The sequence below is a fragment of the Pseudomonas sp. R28(2017) genome, assembly GCF_002112505.1.
In the GTDB taxonomy this organism is placed as follows: Bacteria; Pseudomonadota; Gammaproteobacteria; order Pseudomonadales; family Pseudomonadaceae; genus Aquipseudomonas.
In genome coordinates this window covers 17,642-32,993 of record NZ_NEHW01000025.1, presented here as the reverse complement: position 1 = coordinate 32,993, position 15,352 = coordinate 17,642, and the positions used below count along the sequence as shown (strand labels likewise).

Annotated in this window: 21 protein-coding genes; 9 read left to right on the top strand and 12 right to left on the bottom strand. The window is 58.8% G+C overall.

Annotation, left to right across the window (positions count from 1 at the left end):
* Nucleotides 1-13 precede the first annotated feature (13 nt).
* A complete protein-coding gene (locus CAF78_RS26875) occupies nucleotides 14-553 on the bottom strand; it encodes a type 1 glutamine amidotransferase domain-containing protein (protein WP_085677717.1) in 540 nt (179 codons plus the stop codon).
* Between the two features lie 159 nt (nucleotides 554-712).
* Here CAF78_RS26875 and CAF78_RS26870 point away from each other — a divergent pair, with 159 nt between their 5' ends.
* Both CAF78_RS26870 and CAF78_RS26865 read left to right on the top strand, forming a co-directional pair.
* Nucleotides 713-1,837, top strand: coding sequence for a sensor histidine kinase KdpD (locus CAF78_RS26870; RefSeq protein ID WP_085677716.1), 1,125 nt, complete (start codon nucleotides 713-715; stop codon nucleotides 1,835-1,837).
* A gap of 146 nt (nucleotides 1,838-1,983) precedes the next feature.
* Nucleotides 1,984-3,123 carry a glutathione-independent formaldehyde dehydrogenase gene (locus CAF78_RS26865; RefSeq protein ID WP_085677715.1) on the top strand — a complete coding sequence of 380 codons (1,140 nt, stop codon included), beginning with the start codon at nucleotides 1,984-1,986 and terminating at the stop codon, nucleotides 3,121-3,123.
* Between the two features lie 60 nt (nucleotides 3,124-3,183).
* Here the strand turns inward: CAF78_RS26865 and CAF78_RS26860 are convergent, their stop codons facing one another.
* The 6 genes from CAF78_RS26860 to CAF78_RS26835 all read right to left on the bottom strand — a co-directional run bounded on the left by CAF78_RS26860 (nucleotide 3,184) and on the right by CAF78_RS26835 (nucleotide 7,800).
* A complete protein-coding gene (locus CAF78_RS26860) occupies nucleotides 3,184-3,432 on the bottom strand; it encodes a hypothetical protein (RefSeq protein WP_085677745.1) in 249 nt (82 codons plus the stop codon).
* A 66-nt stretch (nucleotides 3,433-3,498) separates the two neighbouring features.
* On the bottom strand, nucleotides 3,499-3,963 hold the full coding sequence (locus tag CAF78_RS26855; RefSeq protein WP_085677714.1) for a hemerythrin domain-containing protein: 465 nt from the start codon (nucleotides 3,961-3,963) through the stop codon (nucleotides 3,499-3,501).
* A gap of 90 nt (nucleotides 3,964-4,053) precedes the next feature.
* On the bottom strand, nucleotides 4,054-5,868 hold the full coding sequence (locus CAF78_RS26850) for a glycoside hydrolase family 15 protein (RefSeq protein WP_085677713.1): 1,815 nt from the start codon (nucleotides 5,866-5,868) through the stop codon (nucleotides 4,054-4,056).
* A gap of 456 nt (nucleotides 5,869-6,324) precedes the next feature.
* On the bottom strand, nucleotides 6,325-6,768 hold the full coding sequence (locus CAF78_RS26845; protein ID WP_085677712.1) for a DUF421 domain-containing protein: 444 nt from the start codon (nucleotides 6,766-6,768) through the stop codon (nucleotides 6,325-6,327).
* A 9-nt stretch (nucleotides 6,769-6,777) separates the two neighbouring features.
* Nucleotides 6,778-7,284, bottom strand: a complete 507-nt coding sequence (locus CAF78_RS26840) for a hypothetical protein (RefSeq protein WP_085677711.1) — start codon at nucleotides 7,282-7,284, stop codon at nucleotides 6,778-6,780.
* 12 nt (nucleotides 7,285-7,296) lie between these two features.
* Nucleotides 7,297-7,800, bottom strand: a complete 504-nt coding sequence (locus CAF78_RS26835) for a CinA family protein (RefSeq protein ID WP_085677710.1) — start codon at nucleotides 7,798-7,800, stop codon at nucleotides 7,297-7,299.
* 157 nt (nucleotides 7,801-7,957) lie between these two features.
* Between CAF78_RS26835 and CAF78_RS28620 the strand changes: the two genes are divergently transcribed.
* A complete protein-coding gene (locus CAF78_RS28620) occupies nucleotides 7,958-8,116 on the top strand; it encodes a hypothetical protein (protein WP_177408577.1) in 159 nt (52 codons plus the stop codon).
* Nucleotides 8,117-8,160: 44 nt separating this feature from the next.
* Here CAF78_RS28620 and CAF78_RS26825 read toward each other — a convergent pair whose 3' ends face one another.
* Nucleotides 8,161-9,018: an SDR family oxidoreductase gene (locus CAF78_RS26825; RefSeq protein WP_085677708.1), complete on the bottom strand. Its 858-nt coding sequence runs from the start codon at nucleotides 9,016-9,018 to the stop codon at nucleotides 8,161-8,163.
* Between the two features lie 196 nt (nucleotides 9,019-9,214).
* On the opposite strand from CAF78_RS26825, the gene CAF78_RS26820 reads away from it, so the two are divergent.
* The 4 genes from CAF78_RS26820 to CAF78_RS26810 all read left to right on the top strand — a co-directional run bounded on the left by CAF78_RS26820 (nucleotide 9,215) and on the right by CAF78_RS26810 (nucleotide 10,551).
* Nucleotides 9,215-9,739 carry a hypothetical protein gene (locus CAF78_RS26820; RefSeq protein WP_085677707.1) on the top strand — a complete coding sequence of 175 codons (525 nt, stop codon included), beginning with the start codon at nucleotides 9,215-9,217 and terminating at the stop codon, nucleotides 9,737-9,739.
* A gap of 78 nt (nucleotides 9,740-9,817) precedes the next feature.
* Complete coding sequence (locus tag CAF78_RS26815; protein ID WP_085677706.1) at nucleotides 9,818-10,111, top strand: DUF6555 family protein; 294 nt, start codon at nucleotides 9,818-9,820, stop codon at nucleotides 10,109-10,111.
* Nucleotides 10,112-10,148: 37 nt separating this feature from the next.
* On the top strand, nucleotides 10,149-10,310 hold the full coding sequence (locus CAF78_RS28615) for a hypothetical protein (protein ID WP_177408578.1): 162 nt from the start codon (nucleotides 10,149-10,151) through the stop codon (nucleotides 10,308-10,310).
* A 16-nt stretch (nucleotides 10,311-10,326) separates the two neighbouring features.
* Nucleotides 10,327-10,551, top strand: a complete 225-nt coding sequence (locus tag CAF78_RS26810; protein WP_085677705.1) for a DUF2188 domain-containing protein — start codon at nucleotides 10,327-10,329, stop codon at nucleotides 10,549-10,551.
* Nucleotides 10,552-10,756: 205 nt separating this feature from the next.
* On the opposite strand, the gene CAF78_RS26800 is transcribed toward CAF78_RS26810, so the two are convergent.
* The gene (locus tag CAF78_RS26800) at nucleotides 10,757-11,170 is read right to left on the bottom strand and encodes a response regulator (protein WP_085677704.1); all 414 of its coding nucleotides are present in this window, start codon (nucleotides 11,168-11,170) and stop codon (nucleotides 10,757-10,759) included.
* A 264-nt stretch (nucleotides 11,171-11,434) separates the two neighbouring features.
* Between CAF78_RS26800 and CAF78_RS26795 the strand changes: the two genes are divergently transcribed.
* Nucleotides 11,435-11,713: a hypothetical protein gene (locus tag CAF78_RS26795; RefSeq protein WP_085677703.1), complete on the top strand. Its 279-nt coding sequence runs from the start codon at nucleotides 11,435-11,437 to the stop codon at nucleotides 11,711-11,713.
* Between the two features lie 57 nt (nucleotides 11,714-11,770).
* Here CAF78_RS26795 and CAF78_RS26790 read toward each other — a convergent pair whose 3' ends face one another.
* The 3 genes from CAF78_RS26790 to CAF78_RS26780 are packed head-to-tail and all read right to left on the bottom strand — an operon-like array spanning nucleotide 11,771 to nucleotide 14,578.
* The gene (locus CAF78_RS26790; RefSeq protein ID WP_085677702.1) at nucleotides 11,771-13,096 is read right to left on the bottom strand and encodes an SDR family oxidoreductase; all 1,326 of its coding nucleotides are present in this window, start codon (nucleotides 13,094-13,096) and stop codon (nucleotides 11,771-11,773) included.
* Nucleotides 13,097-13,128: 32 nt separating this feature from the next.
* A complete protein-coding gene (locus CAF78_RS26785; protein ID WP_085677701.1) occupies nucleotides 13,129-13,362 on the bottom strand; it encodes a PLD nuclease N-terminal domain-containing protein in 234 nt (77 codons plus the stop codon).
* A gap of 13 nt (nucleotides 13,363-13,375) precedes the next feature.
* Complete coding sequence (locus CAF78_RS26780) at nucleotides 13,376-14,578, bottom strand: zinc-dependent alcohol dehydrogenase (protein ID WP_085677700.1); 1,203 nt, start codon at nucleotides 14,576-14,578, stop codon at nucleotides 13,376-13,378.
* A gap of 340 nt (nucleotides 14,579-14,918) precedes the next feature.
* Between CAF78_RS26780 and CAF78_RS26775 the strand changes: the two genes are divergently transcribed.
* A complete protein-coding gene (locus CAF78_RS26775) occupies nucleotides 14,919-15,308 on the top strand; it encodes an NUDIX hydrolase (protein ID WP_016395015.1) in 390 nt (129 codons plus the stop codon).
* Nucleotides 15,309-15,352: the final 44 nt, after the last annotated feature.

Here is a 15,352-nt window from a genome sequence, read left to right as displayed (position 1 = left end):
TGCCAAGCGGCACTCAGCCACCCAGCGCCCTGATCAACTGCTCGTTGAAGGCCGGGATATCGTCCGGCTTGCGGCTGGTGATGAGGTTGCCGTCCACCACGACCTCTTCGTCTACCCAGTTGCCGCCAGCATTACGAATATCGTCCTGCAACGTCTTGTAGCTGGTCATCCGCTTGCCCTTGACCAAGCCTGTGGACACCAGCAGCCAGGCCCCATGGCAGATCACTGCCAGCGGCCTGCTTGCCGAATCGTGACTTTTCACCAGCTTCTGGGCGCCGGGTATCAGCCGGATGGTGTCGGAATTCTGTACGCCACCAGGCAGCACGATGGCGTCGTAAAGATCGAGGTGGGCGCTGTCGAAGGTTGCATCCACGGCAAATTCGTCGGCGGGCTTGTCATGGTTCCAGCCGCGCACCGCACCTTCCTTGTCAGCCAGGATGTCGACCACCGCGCCCACCTTCTGCAAGGCGTCACGCGGCCCGGTCAGCTCCACTTGCTCAAAACCATCGGTGACCAGAAAGGCCACGCGCTTGCCGTTCAGTTGTGCACTCATTGTTGAATCTCCGTTTTCCATAGACCTTAAAGGGAGGCCCTGATCCGGGCTCGAAGTTCAAAGACGATGCCTCAACGGCGCCTGCGTTGCCTCGTTGGCAGCCTTGGCTATGCTAATCATTCACCCCTGACAGCCACGGGATTTCAGTGAGGATCTGACGTGAGGTTGTCTGACTTCATCGCGCAAAACATGGAGCCCATCCTCGAGGCTTGGGAGGATTTCGCTCGTACTGTCGATACCCCGATGCCAGACCTCGATGCGTCAGGCCTGCGCAATCACGCCGAAGGCATATTGCGAACCGTGGCTCTGGACATGGCGTCGCCACAGACTGCAGTCGAGCAGTACCAGAAATCCCGAGGCCTGCAGGTACCCAGCCCGGTTGAAACGGCCGCCCAGGTCCATGCGGTTTCGCGGCTGGATGCCGGATTTACCCTGGACCAGGTCGTTGCCGAGTATCGGGCGCTGCGTGCCACGGTGCTGCGCCTTTGGCTGGCGCTGCAAATGACGGGTGAGTCCCACGCTATCGATGACATGGTTCGCTTCAACGAGGCCATTGACCAGGCCTTGGGCGAGTCGATCACCTCCTATGGCATCGCGGTGGAAACCACCCGAAAACTGATCCTCGGCGTGCTCGGGCATGACCTCAGAACGCCTTTGACCGCAGCGCTGTTGGGGGCCGAGATGTTGAGTCGCCAAAGCCAGCTTGCCGAGCGCGACCGCAGGATTGCGAATCAGGTTGTGACCAGTGTCGGGCGATCCAGGCAAATCGTCACGGACCTGCTGGATCTCGCAAAAGCCAATCTGGGCAGCGGCATTCCCATCCAGAAGGAGAAAGTCGATCTGTCAGAGGTGTGTCATTCACTTGTAGAAGAGCTGCGTGTTTCCCGGCCTGAGATCACCGTTGTCCTGCAGGACGGTAACCGGGCCCTGGGCCAGTTTGACGCCACCCGGATGGGGCAGGTGTTCTCCAACCTCATTGCCAATGCGTTTCACCATGGCGATCATGCCAAGCCCATTACCGTAACGCTGACGCAAAGCACAACGGCGGTCGAGTTCAGCGTGCATAACTGGGGCAAGCCCATTCCAGCGGATGTCTTGCCTTACCTGTTTGACCCTAAAGGCCGATATTCGCGGTTGACTTCGGAACACCATGAGGCATCGGGGGGGCTGGGCCTCGGGTTGTTCATTGTTGGTGAAATTGTCGCTCGCCATGGTGGCTCCATCGATGTCGAGTCGAGCCAGGCATCTGGTACCGTATTCCGCGTCTCACTTCCAACCCAATAGCGCGGGCGATTCGAACGCCGGTGGGAGCGACAGCATTTAGCGCCACCGGTCTGTTGAGAGGGCCACCTCGCTGAACGTACCTGCCCCGCCATCACCAGAACTGAGCAGGGCGCATTTCTGTCGCCCCTCTCATTCTGGAGTTCAGCATGAAAGCAATCGTGTACAACGGCCCACGTGACGTTGCGGTCAAGAACGTACCGGACGCAAGAATTGAAAAGCCTACGGACGTGCTGGTGCGCATCACCACGACCAATATTTGCGGTTCTGACCTGCACATGTACGAGGGACGCACCTCGTTCGAAGCCGGCAGAGTGTTTGGCCATGAAAATCTCGGTGAGGTGATCGAGGTGGGGGGCGGAGTCGATCGGATAAAAGTCGGCGATCGGGTCTGCCTACCCTTCAATATAGGCTGTGGCTTCTGTGAAAACTGCGAGAAAGGCCTCACTGGGTTCTGCCTCACAGCCAACCCTGGTACTGCAGGCGCCGCTTATGGCTTCGCCGATATGGGCCCCTATCAGGGAGGGCAGGCTGAATTGCTGCGTGTGCCCTATGCAGACTTCAACTGCTTGGTACTGCCTGAAGATGCCCAGGAACATGAAGATGACTACGTCATGCTCTCGGATATTTTCCCGACGGGTTGGCATGCGACGGAATTAGCCGGCTTGCTGCCTGGTGAGAGCATTGCCATCTACGGCGCGGGCCCTGTCGGCCTGATGGCGGCCCACTCGGCAATCATCAAAGGCGCGTCCCAGGTGTTCGTCATCGACAACCAGCCGGATCGCTTGCAACTCGCCGCTCAGCTGGGGGCAACCCCCATCAACGCAGTCGAGCAAAAAGCAGTGGAAGAGATCATGAACCTCACCCACGGCAAAGGCACCGACCGGGGCTGTGAATGCGTGGGTTACCAGTGCTGCGACAAGCATGGCCATGAAGCCAATTACCTCACCATGAACAACCTGGTGGCATCCACCAAGGCTACCGGTGGCATCGGCGTGGTCGGGGTGTTCGTGCCAGAGGATCCGGGCGCCAGGAACGAGTTGGCGAAAGAGGGCAAGATGGCCTTCGACTTTGGTGCGTTCTGGTTCAAGGGCCAGCAGATTCGAACGGGCCAAGCGAACGTCAAGGCCTACAATCGCCGCCTTGCGGCGCTCATCCATCATGGGCGTGCCAAGCCCTCGCAGATCATTTCGCATCGCTTGAAACTGGCTGAAGGTCCCGATGCGTACAAACATTTCGATGCGCGGGATGACGGCTGGACAAAAGTGGTACTCAAGCCTGCTGCCTGATCCGGTCTCGCTGCTTCCAGGGAAGGAAGCATGGCGAGAAATTCAGCTCCCGAGGCGCTATCACCCGGTAATTTCCAGTTGCGTGTTCTTCCGCCACCCTCGCAGGTTCATGGCGCAGAGGCAGATCTGCAAGATGATCAAGGCCCAGGCTTGCGCCTGCCAGCCCCACACAGCCCACAGCACGTTGCTTGCGATGAAACAGCAGAACCCTGCCTTGCGTCTTCCCGGGCGGCGCGAACCGATGCACCACGCGGCCAGCACGGTCATCACCATGGCAGGCCATTCCAACCACTCGAGCCAATGTTCCATTAAAACGTTCCCACTCATCGTCTGGATACCTGCCAGCGTCGCGTGCACTGGCAGGTAGTCGCCACATCAAGCCGCGCGCTGCTCACCTTTGAGCATCTTTTTCTGCATTTCCATGGTTTGCCCAAGCTCCTCAAGGGTGGCCTTGCCGAGCAACTTCTTGGCGGTGGGGAACAGTTCGCTTTCTTCTTCTTCGATGTGATGCTCCAGCAACTCTTTCATCACCTTGACGCGCCCGGCGAACTCGACAGTGCCGGTTTCGGTGTGCAGCAGGTCGGGCAGGACGAGGGAGTCGACAGTCCGGTGCTCTTCCTTGGCCTCGTAGTACATCTTCGCTTCTTCCTTGCCGCCCGCTTGCTTGATGGCCGGATAGAGAATCTGTTCTTCGAGCGCGGTGTGAATCTGCAACTCCTGCTCGATTCGGTGAAGTAACTCGGCCCGTTTCTTCACCGCTCGCTCGGTGGTGGTCGAGAGTTCTTCGAGCAGCTTCTTCACCAGCTTGTGGTCTTGAATCAGTAAGTCGATAGCGTTCATGGCGTTACCTCATCACGGATAGGATTTACAAACTTGCCTGTGGTTGAGTCCCTGGCAAGCGATACGGTTCCACGCAGATGATGTCTGGCGTCATCGTTGGGGATGGCAGCCACCGATGGCCATCGCAGCTCTGAGGGCTGCCAGGTGGGTCAAGCCTTGCGGAAGGTTGCCCAGATACTGTCCAGACGCCGGATCGATCATCTCCGCGTAGATGCCCACGCCGTGGGAGAGGCCTTGCAAAGCGTCCGCATACGCGGCCTCGGCGCGATCTTGCTGGCCGAGGATGGCCCAGGCCTCGATCAACCAGAAGGTGCAGGCCAGGAAGCAACCTTCTTCTTCCTGTGCCTGGGTGTAGCGATAATGGAAAGCGCCAGCGCCGAGATCCCCTTGAATGACGTCCAGCGTGCTGCGCAGGCGCCCGCTGCTGGGGTAACCAAACCTGACGGCCAATGCCAGCGAGGCGTCCAGTCGCCCGCTGCCGGGGTAGAACAGGTAGGCCTGGCGCTCCTCGCTCCAGCAGTGCGCTTCGATCCAGTTCTGGATGCGCTGACGCTCGCGATCCCAGCGCTCTCGGCAGGTGGTGGGAAGGTGACCACCATCTGCCAGTTCGATGGCGCGGCTCAAGGCTTGCCAGCAGCTGATCTTGGACATTGTGTAGTGCTGCTTTTCCGGCAGCTCCCAGATCCCGGCGTCTTGCTGACGCCAACCGTCGGCGCACTGGTCGGCAAGGCCCGAGAGGAGCATGGCACTTGGCGCATCGAGGATGTTGCCGCTGTCGATGAAGCAACGCGCTGTTTCGAAAATGTCGCCGAACACCCCGTGTTGCAGTTGGTCACGGGCGTCATTGCCGACAACGGGTGGCGAGTTCTTGTAGCCAGGCAGGTCGACCGGGCGTACGCAGTTACCGATTGCACCTTCGAGGGTATAGAACACCCGAGGCCCGAGTTCATCCAGCCGGCGCAGTAGCCAGGTAAACGCAGCCTTGGCTTCTGGCTGCGCGCCGATACCCAGAAACGCTTCGATGGTGTAGCCGGCATCGCGTATCCAGGCGAAGCGGTAATCGTAGTTCTTTCTGCCGCCAATCCGTTCGGGTAGGGATGAGGTTGCTGCCGCCATGATCGAGCCACTCGGAGAGGACAGCAGGAGCTTGAGGGCCAGGGCATTGCGGACTACTTGGGTCTGGTACGGGCCGTTGTAGACCAGCCCCTTCGACCATTGGCACCACTCCCGGTGCGAGCCGTCGATACGTTCATCGATCAGGGCCAATGGCGGTACCACCAGCGGCTCATCGCGCCCTGCGATGATCGCCACTACTGAGCGTTGACCTGCCGCAAGGCTAAGGAGAGCACGAACGCCCATGTCGTCCTTGCGTGCGATTTGCACCTGCTGGTCGTGCAGGAACATGCCGAGTATTCGGCCCGCATGGAAAACGCAGGCGTTGTCGTTCGGCGCCACGTAGGGGCTCACCGTGTCGGCCTGGGTTCCGAAGTCGATGGCGATCTCGAAATCGACCTGACCCTCTATGCCTTCGATGCGCCTGGCGAGTTCAGCCCAAGGCAGGCGCCCAGCTGGGCCACTGTTCAAGGACTCGGTCAGCCGCGCACGACCCTGGTGGGTGGTAAAGATTGTTTCGAGCACGTTGCTGTCTGGCAGGTAGCGGCGCTCAGCAACGAATGGCTCGCTGGGGGTGATGGAAAAGAAGCCGCCTGTGTGAGGGGCCAGCAGCTTGTCGAACAGGGGCGGGGAGTCCATGTGCGGCACGCACCACCAGTCGATGGAGCCGTCCAGCCCCACAAGTGCTACAGAGCGCCCATCGCCCAGCGCACCATACTCCTCCAGGGGAAGCCATCCGCCCTCATCGCGCAGAGGTGTACCGTGTTGAACTTCGACCGCTTCCCTTTCCATCGGCGTGCCTCAGAGATGAGCTGTTCTGCTTGGGACATACCTGCATGGCGCCTGGTTCGTTTCAGCTCGGCGCCGAGAAAATAGAGGGAATTTAGCGTTGGCACGGAAATCTCAACTAAAGCGAAAGGCGTGGGCGCTTCGTGCCCTCGCATTCACCCTGCGCGGAACAAGAACAAAAGGGGGTTTACATGAGTTGTCTGATTTGCGCCGGACAAGCTGAGTCCGTCGAATGCATTGGCGGTTGGGAAGAACGACGCTGCTCTGCGTGTGGCTGTTACCGAATGTCCCAGGCGCTCATCCTGGTAATGATGGAAGAGGGTCAGATTTTCGATACCGAACGGATGCGAGCGTGGCTGGTGTCCTGTCGCCAACTGATGCCCATTCCCACGATCGACCATGGCCAGGCGATTTTGGCGCTGTAGACGGTCGAGACCTTGGCAAGGGTGGCCAAGTGCCTTATTCGGCGGGAATGATCGAGATCTTTCCGTTGCGTTCGACGATGGCGAACTTGACCTGCTCGATGTTCTCGATGCCTTGGCTGTCCCGCGCTGACTCAAGAATATCGTCCTCCGTGAGGCGGGCCCGACGCATGCGGTGATGCAGAAAGCGCCCATTCTCGACAACCAGGGTAGCGTGCCCGTCCAGTAACCTGGCCAAGGGCCTGGAGTTGAGCTTCGCGAGCGAAAGGCCGACGTCCAGGACGATCAGCGTGGCAATGACCAGCATGGCATTGGTGAATGAAAAATCCTCGCCAAGCAGCGCCTGCTGGGTGGCTTCGCCAATGATCAGCAGCAAGACGAAGTCGAAGGTTGTCAGGTCGGCAAGTGAGCGTCGCCCGGCTACCCGAAACAGTAGCATGAGGGCGACGTACATCCCGGCTGCGCGGAGGATCGAATCCATGATGCACTCCTAGGGGTAAAGAAACGTGGAGAAGTGAACGGCGCTTTGGGGGCCCGCCTTGACGCTGCCCTGCAGAATACCCACGTGTTCACTTCGAAGGGTCAGGTACAAGGTCGCGACACCCTCTTGCCCAGTACCCAATTCGAACAACAAGGCCGAACCCTGTGACGTCGACCGTTGCGGCTCCGGTTGTAACGTCTCGATACTGGCGTCACGAAGCAATGGTCCCTCGATTACCACCTCCACCGGTTGGCCAGGTGTGCCCTGAACGGTGATGAAGAGGCTGTCCGTGGTGCCACTTCGGCTCAGGCGCTGATACTCGACCCGTACCCGTCCATCCTGGCTCACTACCTCGGCATCGCTCAAGGGGCCATTACCGAACAGGCCTGCCAAGGCAAGTAGCACGATGGCCACGAGCACATACCACCCCACGCGTTCGAAACGCCAGACGCGCTGCTGCCTCGGCATGTCTTCTTGAACAGGATGATGCCTGGATACCCGTTCATCTTCCGACATGATCCCTTGCCCTCAGGCGCGCTCGCCGCGTAACCAGCGCTGGTGGTAGTGGGAAAGCCGGGTCAAGCCGAACAGGGCGCCTTGACGCATGACTTCAGACCGCTCGCCGAAGAAACGTTGAGTGCGTGTGAAAACCGCGATTGGCTCACCCGCAAAAGCCCACGCGAAGCACAGGGTGCCCGGTGGTATCCCGGACTCGGGTGCCGGCCCTGCCACGCCAGTGGTGGCGATCACCACGTTGGCGTCGCTGTCGCGCAAGGCACCCAAGGCCATCTCCCAGGCCACTGCTTCGCTGGTCAGGCCGTAGCGTTCGATGGTTTCGGCGCTGACGCCCAGCAAGCGTTTCTTGGCGCTGGGTGAGTAGACGACGTAGCCGCTTTCCAGCACCTCTCCGGTACCCGGTACCGCCGCCAGCATAGCCACCAGGCAGCCCGCAGTACACGACTCTGCAGTGGTCAGGATCAATTGGTTGTCTTTCAGATAGCCAAGGGCGGCCAGTACAGGGTCGTTTGCCATTCCAGTGTCGACTCGCTTGTTTTGCTGTGGACGCGACCCTGGCGCATTTGGTTCATCGGATCTGTTGCCCGCCTGTCTTCTGCAGCGACCCGGGCTTGAACTTTGCTCTGTATTGAGGCTTCCCTTGTTCACAGGCAAAGACCAGGAGAACAGCGTGATGAAACAGACCGATACGCAAAAACCAGGTGGCCAAACAGGGCCAAACGGGGAGCAGGAGCGGGACAACGATGCCCATCGTCCGGATGGATCGACCGGTACGTCCCATGACTCCACGGCGCAAAAAACGGCACGTGATCACAACCAGCACAAACATTGAACCGCGACGCAGTGAGGCTCGCCAAACAGGCGAGCCTCCTTTGACTAGAGGATCGGTTTACCGCCCGTGACTGCGTAGCGTGATCCACTGATGTAGCTGGCCTCATCGGAGCCCAGCAGCACGTAGATCGGCGCGACTTCGACCGGCTGCCCCGGTCGCCCCATCGGATAGCTCGAGCCGAAGTTCTTGACTGCTTCGTCGGGCATGGTGGCCGGGATCAGAGGTGTCCAGATAGGGCCAGGCGCCACGCTGTTGACCCGAATGCCCTTTTTGCCAAGCAGCTGGGCCAACCCCGCGGTGAAGTTGGCAATCGCGCCCTTGGTCGTGGCGTAGGCGAGCAAACTGGGCGAGGGATCGTCGGAGTTCACCGAACTTGTGTTGATGATCGAGCTGCCCTTGGGCATGGAAGGCAGTGCCGCCTGGCAAATCCGGAAAATCGCAGTGATGTTGGTATCGAAGGTTTTCACCCATTCATCATCGTCAATTTCTTCCAGCGTCTCGTGGGACATCTGGAACGCCGCGTTATTGACCAGGATGTCGATACGCCCGAACTGGCTGACCGTCTTTTCGACGATGTCGTAGCAGTGCTGTTTTTGCGCCAGGTCTCCGGGCAACAACAGGCATTGGCGGCCTGCCTGCTCGACCCAGCGTGCGGTTTCTTGCGCGTCTTCATGCTCATCAAGATAGGCGATTGCCACGTCGGCGCCCTCACGGGCATAGGCAATGGCCACTGCCCGGCCGATTCCGCTATCACCCCCGGTGATCAGTGCAACCTTGCCTGTCAGTCGATTGTGGCCGGTGTACGACTGCTCACCGCAATCCGGCTGGGGTTCCATCTTGCGCTGCGAGCCGGGGACGTTTTGCGGCTGTGAAGGGAAGGGCGGAGTAGGAAAGTCTCGCATGGTGGTAGCTCCTGCAGTTGAGAACACTCATACCGGTTCGAAAGGCCCGGCCCCGGTGTGTTGGTTTCAATCTGCGTCTGGTGCGACGAGTGGTGCGAGATTTCAATCGAATTGAATTATGGGCTCCATCGCCTGTTCTACCGTGCTCGGCTCCACGCTCACCCCATAGCCCGGAGCGCAATTTCCGGAGCAGCGAGTGCCTCGAATCATTACACCAGCGACCCCTGAGCACGAGATCAGCGAGCACAATGCCAGGATGTTTGGCTCCCCCAAGGAGCGCCTGGACTTCTACCGCCGTGAGATCCAGTACGAAACCAGCATCTTGGCCAATCGCACGGATGCCTACCTGGCTGCCCAGTCTTTTCTGGTCATCGCCTTTGTCTCTTCCATGGGCAACCTTAACCAGGGGTGGGGCGAGATGTTCACACTGATCGTGCCAGCGTTTCTTGCCTTGCTTGGGGTATTGAGCTCGCTCAACGCCTGGCCTGGCATCCGGGCGGCCTACAACATCATCGATCACTGGCAGCTCAAGCAAAGTCACCTGTTGCGTAGCGAGCCGTTGATGGGGCTGGCTTATGACGAGTCGCCGCTGTTCTGCGAGGCTGAAACCTCGCGTGCAGGGCATCGGAAATCCCTGCTGTTTTCGCTGCGCACGCCGTGGATCTTTCTGGGGTTCTGGGTGCTGCTGGGTTGCTATTCGGTGTACATCCAACTGGCCTGAACGTGTCAGTTGCCAGTTCGATGGAATTAATGCTTCCCCGGCTTGCTCAATAGCACATGAACTAAGGAGGGAATTCTGGTGGTGGGACAGCAACTGTATGTCATTGAGTACGAACTTCACGGTGAACCTCGGACATTCATCATTCGTATGGAGAAGATGGACAACGCCGTCGCCTGGCACTGGGCCAGTTGTGATGCTGGCGTTGGCATTATTCCAAGGTTCAGTGAGCAGAAAATCAAACGGGTCAGTCGGCCGATGGCCGAGCGCTACGGCATCGCCAATGTGAAGTGGCGGCTCGCGGGCCAGGGTCCGGAATTCGTAGCGCAACCTATCGATGTCAAAAAGTTCTCGGGAGCTGCCTCAGGTACCTGAGGCGCAGTGTCCGATTCACTTGCCTGGAGGTATTGCCATGCAGCCGAAAACGCAGGGCTCTGAAGAAAAGGGCCCCAGCGACGTACCGTTCATCAACGACCCGCAAAAGCCTACGTCGCCACCCTTGAATGATGCCGATGCCACGGATGCAGCCGAGGCAGAGGACGACATCCAGGATGATGACGACCCATTCAATTAGCCCGGAGAACTACACGATGGACAATTATCACCTCAGCCCGGCAGCAGATGGCTGGGAATTGAAGAAAGTCGGTGCCGAACGAGCGTCCAAACGTGCGGCGATCAAACAGGAACTGGTCAACGCCCTTGCAGATTTCTTTGATGGCAAGACAGCGTCGGTGAAGATTCACAAAGCGGATGGCACCCTCGAAGAAGAGCGCACCTACCCAAGAGCGGCTGACCCGCGCCGCAGTAAAGGTTGAAGGCCGTAACTGCTCGAGACCTCGGCATCGAGGTGACCGATGTCGGCGGGGTGTTCAGATGGTTGCTGGCCAGTTTTCTCATGGGCAAGCGCATCCGCTCGACCGTAGCAGTCAAGGCGTACCGGATCCTTGTCGATGAGCACGGTCTGGATACGCCACATAAGCTTGCCCACCCTTATCCACTGATGGAAATCAGGCTATCAATTCAAGTGGGTGCCGTGATCGTGGATGGCAAGTCTTCCAAGCTTGCGGTGATGACTTCATGCAACCGTGTCAAGGGCCAGGGCTTGGGCAAGAACACTGCGCCCTCCGGTAACACCCGACCGGCGAACTCGTAGTAGCCACTCATAACGATGATACGAGTCCGAGGGGCTTGCTGATTAGTTATCCAGGCCAGATCCACGCCATTAAGTAAACCCGGCGTCTGAACGTCACTGAGTAGCAGCGCCCAATCCTCGTTATCCAGTATTTCACGACCTTCATCAGCGGTAGCTACCGCTGTAACTGAGGCTCCCCAATCTTCGAGATAGAGGGTGAGAAGCTCGCGAATCATGGGTTCGTCCTCAACGACGAGGACACGGGTTGAAGAGGATGTAGATGCGTGATCCAGCTTTTTCATGACAATACTCAAAATCCGCCTGCCTGAAGGGAAAGGACATCCAGGTCTTCTCGCTGGTCGCCAGCAAGACGTAGCAGTGCGCCATCAGTCTGACATCGCGGGTCTTCAAAAAATTCACTTGAACAGTGTGTCGCGCTACTTATCCGAGAACGCGACTGTGGCTAACGTGCTCATGTGAATCTGGTTGCGAGCCGCTGACACTGCTGTTTTGAACCTCTGGGAGCAAGGGTGACTCAACCCTCCATCAGCGTATGAGGCCTCCTGATGCGAACGCTCGAGAAAAACCTGTCTGCCGCCCAACTGCTGAAGCTCAATTGTCTGGCGGTTTGGTATCGGGTGCTTGAAGACAGGGCATTGCGCATGGACTCGCCTGACGACTATCACGAGGAACTGCTTCGCCAGGCCGATGAGATGGATCGTCGAGGGATTATCTGCTGGCAGGAATGGCGCGATCTTCGTCTGGAGGCTGACGCTGCTTACTTGAGAGCGGTAGCAGGGGAGGACTATCGCCATGTTAATCCCACGAGTTCGTTAGCAAAGTAGGGATCGAACGTGATCTCGCAATGAAACCACGCTCATTCCTCTGTAAGCAGACCTTCTCTATCTATCCCCGCGTCGTGAATGTGTGAGGCTAAAACCCAAAAGGATTCCCAGCACCGCTGCGCCGATCAGCAGCGGCGTTTTATCTTTTGGCTTCCTCCAACCTCCGTCGATACCCCTCCTGCCACTCGGAGGCTCAAAGAGGTTGCCTGACGATGCTTCGGCTATGGGGCTGCGATTTATCCCCCAGCGCGTCAGCCTCCCTGACAACAGTGGCAGGTTTGGTATCAGGTAGCTGGCCAAATGTGCGAGGCGCGCCGCAGCGCCAACCGTGGTGTGAGCCCGAGGCGAGATTGCGCAGGCCACCATAGCCTTCGCCACCCTTTCGGGATCGTATACGGGGCCTGGCGGTGTCAGCGCATGTCCGGTGTAATTACCGCCGTCTCGGAAGCCTGGTGTGTCCATGACTGCTGGATAGATATCGCAAACATGGATGTTGGGAAACTCAGTCAATTCGCCCCGTAATGCCTCGGTCAGTCCACGCAAGCCGAATTTGCTCGCCGAATAAGCGGCGGCGTAGGGCTGGGCCACCCAGCTGCCCAGCGACAGCGTGTTGATCAGAATGCCGCTGCCCTGTGCCTTGAAGAAGGGAAGGGCGACATAGGCACCTCGCAGGTAACCGATCAGGTCAGTCTGGATGACCTGCTCGTGCGCCTCCAACGGCGTTTCTTCGAAATTGCCGACCGCGCCGACCCCGGCATTGTTGACCCAGATATCGATCCGTCCATGTCCAAAGTCTGCGGCCTGAGCGGCAAGCGCTTGAACCTGGTCGCTGTGGGTGACGTCGGTCGTGATCGCTATGGCATCCGTACCGCAATCGGTGCATTCATCCAGCACGTCGAACAACGCCTCTTCATCGCGTGCGGCGAGTACCAGGCGAGCACTTTTGCACGCAAAGGCATGCGCGGCGGCTCGGCCTATGCCGCTGGATGCGCCGGTGATGACCACGACCTTGCCGCGCAGAGGCCCTTTGAGCGGAGCGCCACGGTCAGGCGCTTCTCGTTCCGCACCCGAGGCGCTGGGGTCAAGGGGGGCAATGGGGTCGCTGGCCTCGATCCGCGAGAGCTCAAGGGAGGTGCCATCGATCAGGGTCAACGTCAGCCCTTCGACCGTGCCTGCCTCCCGGTTTGGAAATACGGGCTCACCTTCGGCATCCAGGCTGTCGTAGATGAAGCGCGTACCTTCGAGCCAGCCCACGGCGGTGAGAAGTTCAGGGCCGAGGTAATACTTCCCGTTTTGAAAGAAGCCTGGAAACTGATGAGCGCGCTCCACGTTTTCCACGCGATAACGTTCGCCTGATTTCATGCCTGTCGCTTGATCGATCATGTTGAAACCCCTGTAAGTGGAGCTCGAAGATGTCAGCCTTTGCTGTGCTCGTCGGAAGTGGGGCCAGTGCCTCGCTTGATACCGCGCGGGCCAGCAACGCCCCAGATACCCAGACCAACCAACGGTAGCGCCACGATCAGCAGGGCCCAGGCCGCCTTGACTGCATCCGGCTTGTCGCTCCGGAACACGCTGACGATGGCCCACAGATCGATGAGTAAAAGGATTGTTGCCACGGCAATCCAGAAGTAGCTGGCGAGACCGTTCATGTGCTTGCCTCCTTTACACGAAGTCAGGGCCCAAGGTGCCCGCTGCCGCGCCTGGCACGAGGATGACCTTGCGGCAGTTGTCCTGCTTCTGATCGAACATCTTGTAGCCCATGGCCGCTTCTTCGAGTGCCAGGCGGTGGGTGACGATCAGCTCTGGTTGCAGGCGTCCTGCTTCGATGTGTTCAAGAAGTTCAGGCAAGTATTTCTGCACATGGGTCTGGCCCATCTTGAAGGTAAGGCCCTTGTCAAACGCGTCGCCGAACATGAACCCGTGAATGAAGCCCGCGTACACACCGGGGACACTGACAACGCCACCGCGTCGCACCGCAGCAATGCTCTGGCGCAGCGCCTTGCCACTGCTTCCTTCGATTTTCAGCGCCGTCATCACCGTTTCGGCAGTGCTGCCCTTGGCCTCGAAACCGACCGCATCGATCACCGCATCGACGCCGCGCATGCCTGGCGTCTGGCGGATTATGCTGTCGGCGGGATCGTCGTCTTGCTCGAAATTGATCGGTATGACCCCATAGGCCTCTTGTGCGTAGGCCAGGCGATAATCGTTGTCGTCGACCATGAAGATGGTCTGAGCGCCGAGCATTCGCGCACAGGCGGCGCTCAGCAAGCCCACAGGCCCGGCACCATAAATCGCCAGCGATGAGCCCTGGCCAATCTCGGCATTGATGACCGCCTGCCAGGCGGTTGGCAGAATGTCCGAGAGGAACAGCACCTTGTCGTCGGCCAGCGTGGTGGGCACTTTGAACGGGCCGACGTTGCCCTTGGGCACCCTGACGTAGTCCGCTTGGCCGCCAGGGATACCGCCATAGAGATGGCTGTATCCGAACAAAGCGGCGCCCGGTGGAATGCCCTTCTTGTTGATGATCGAGCCACGACCTGTGTTGGTGGTTTCGCAGGCAGCGAACAAATCGTGCTGACAGAAGAAGCAGCTGCCGCAAGCGATTACAAAGGGAATCACCACGCGGTCGCCGATCTGGAGATTAGTGACTGCATTCCCGGTGTCCTCGACGACGCCCATGAACTCATGGCCGAAGATATCGCCGGCTTCGGTTTCTGGGATTTTGCCTCGGTAGAGGTGCAAGTCGGAGCCGCAAATGGCTGTGGCGGTGACCCTGAGGATGATGTCGTCTTCTTGATCGATGATCGGGTCAGGGACGTTATCGACCCTGACGTCGTGTGCTCCGTGGTAGGTCAGTGCTCTCATGAATGTCAGCTCCTGCAGCCGCGTATTTACGTAATCGGTATGCAGGGGAAGCCATGGCGGACAGCAAAGTTCAGACCAACAAGTCAGGCGGTACTCATTCACTGCCTACTCGCAAGTTGGGTAAACCATTTGGCACATCGGTACCAGAGCGATCTCAAGGGAGCTGCTGGGACGTATCGATGGCCATCGGATGAGCCTTCACTAAGAGGCATTTTAAACGCTTCGGAGCCGATACGTTGAACGTTGCCATCGTTATACCGGTCATCTAACCGACACACGGACGATTTACCCTCGGCAAGGAACCTGCCGGATCCAGGCCAGCCAACTTCAAGGGCAGCGCATGAAGGCAATGGACACTGCAACAGCGAAACGCAAAGGCATCAAGCTGCGCGCTACCATCATCTATCGCAAGGATGGTGAAGTCTTGTTCGTTCGCAAGCGCAACGCCAAGTGGAACCTACCTGGTGGCCGAGTCGAGCGAGACGAGACGCCGCTTGAGGCGGCTATGCGGGAGATGGCCGAAGAAACTGGTCTCGCGTTCGACGAGCTCCGTTACCTCACGATGTACCGAGAAGACAAGGTGATCCATTACCTGTTCGAAGCCCGCAAGGCAGACGATAAACCACGCCCTCGAAACGAGATCGAGGCTTGCCGTTGGATCAAAGCCAGGGATGTGTCGAAGCGTCGAGTAAGGCGCCCGATCAAGACTATCCTTAAACGCTGTGCCTGATCAGCTCACGCTATCCGTTTGTTTCATGCCCGGCACGCTTGCGC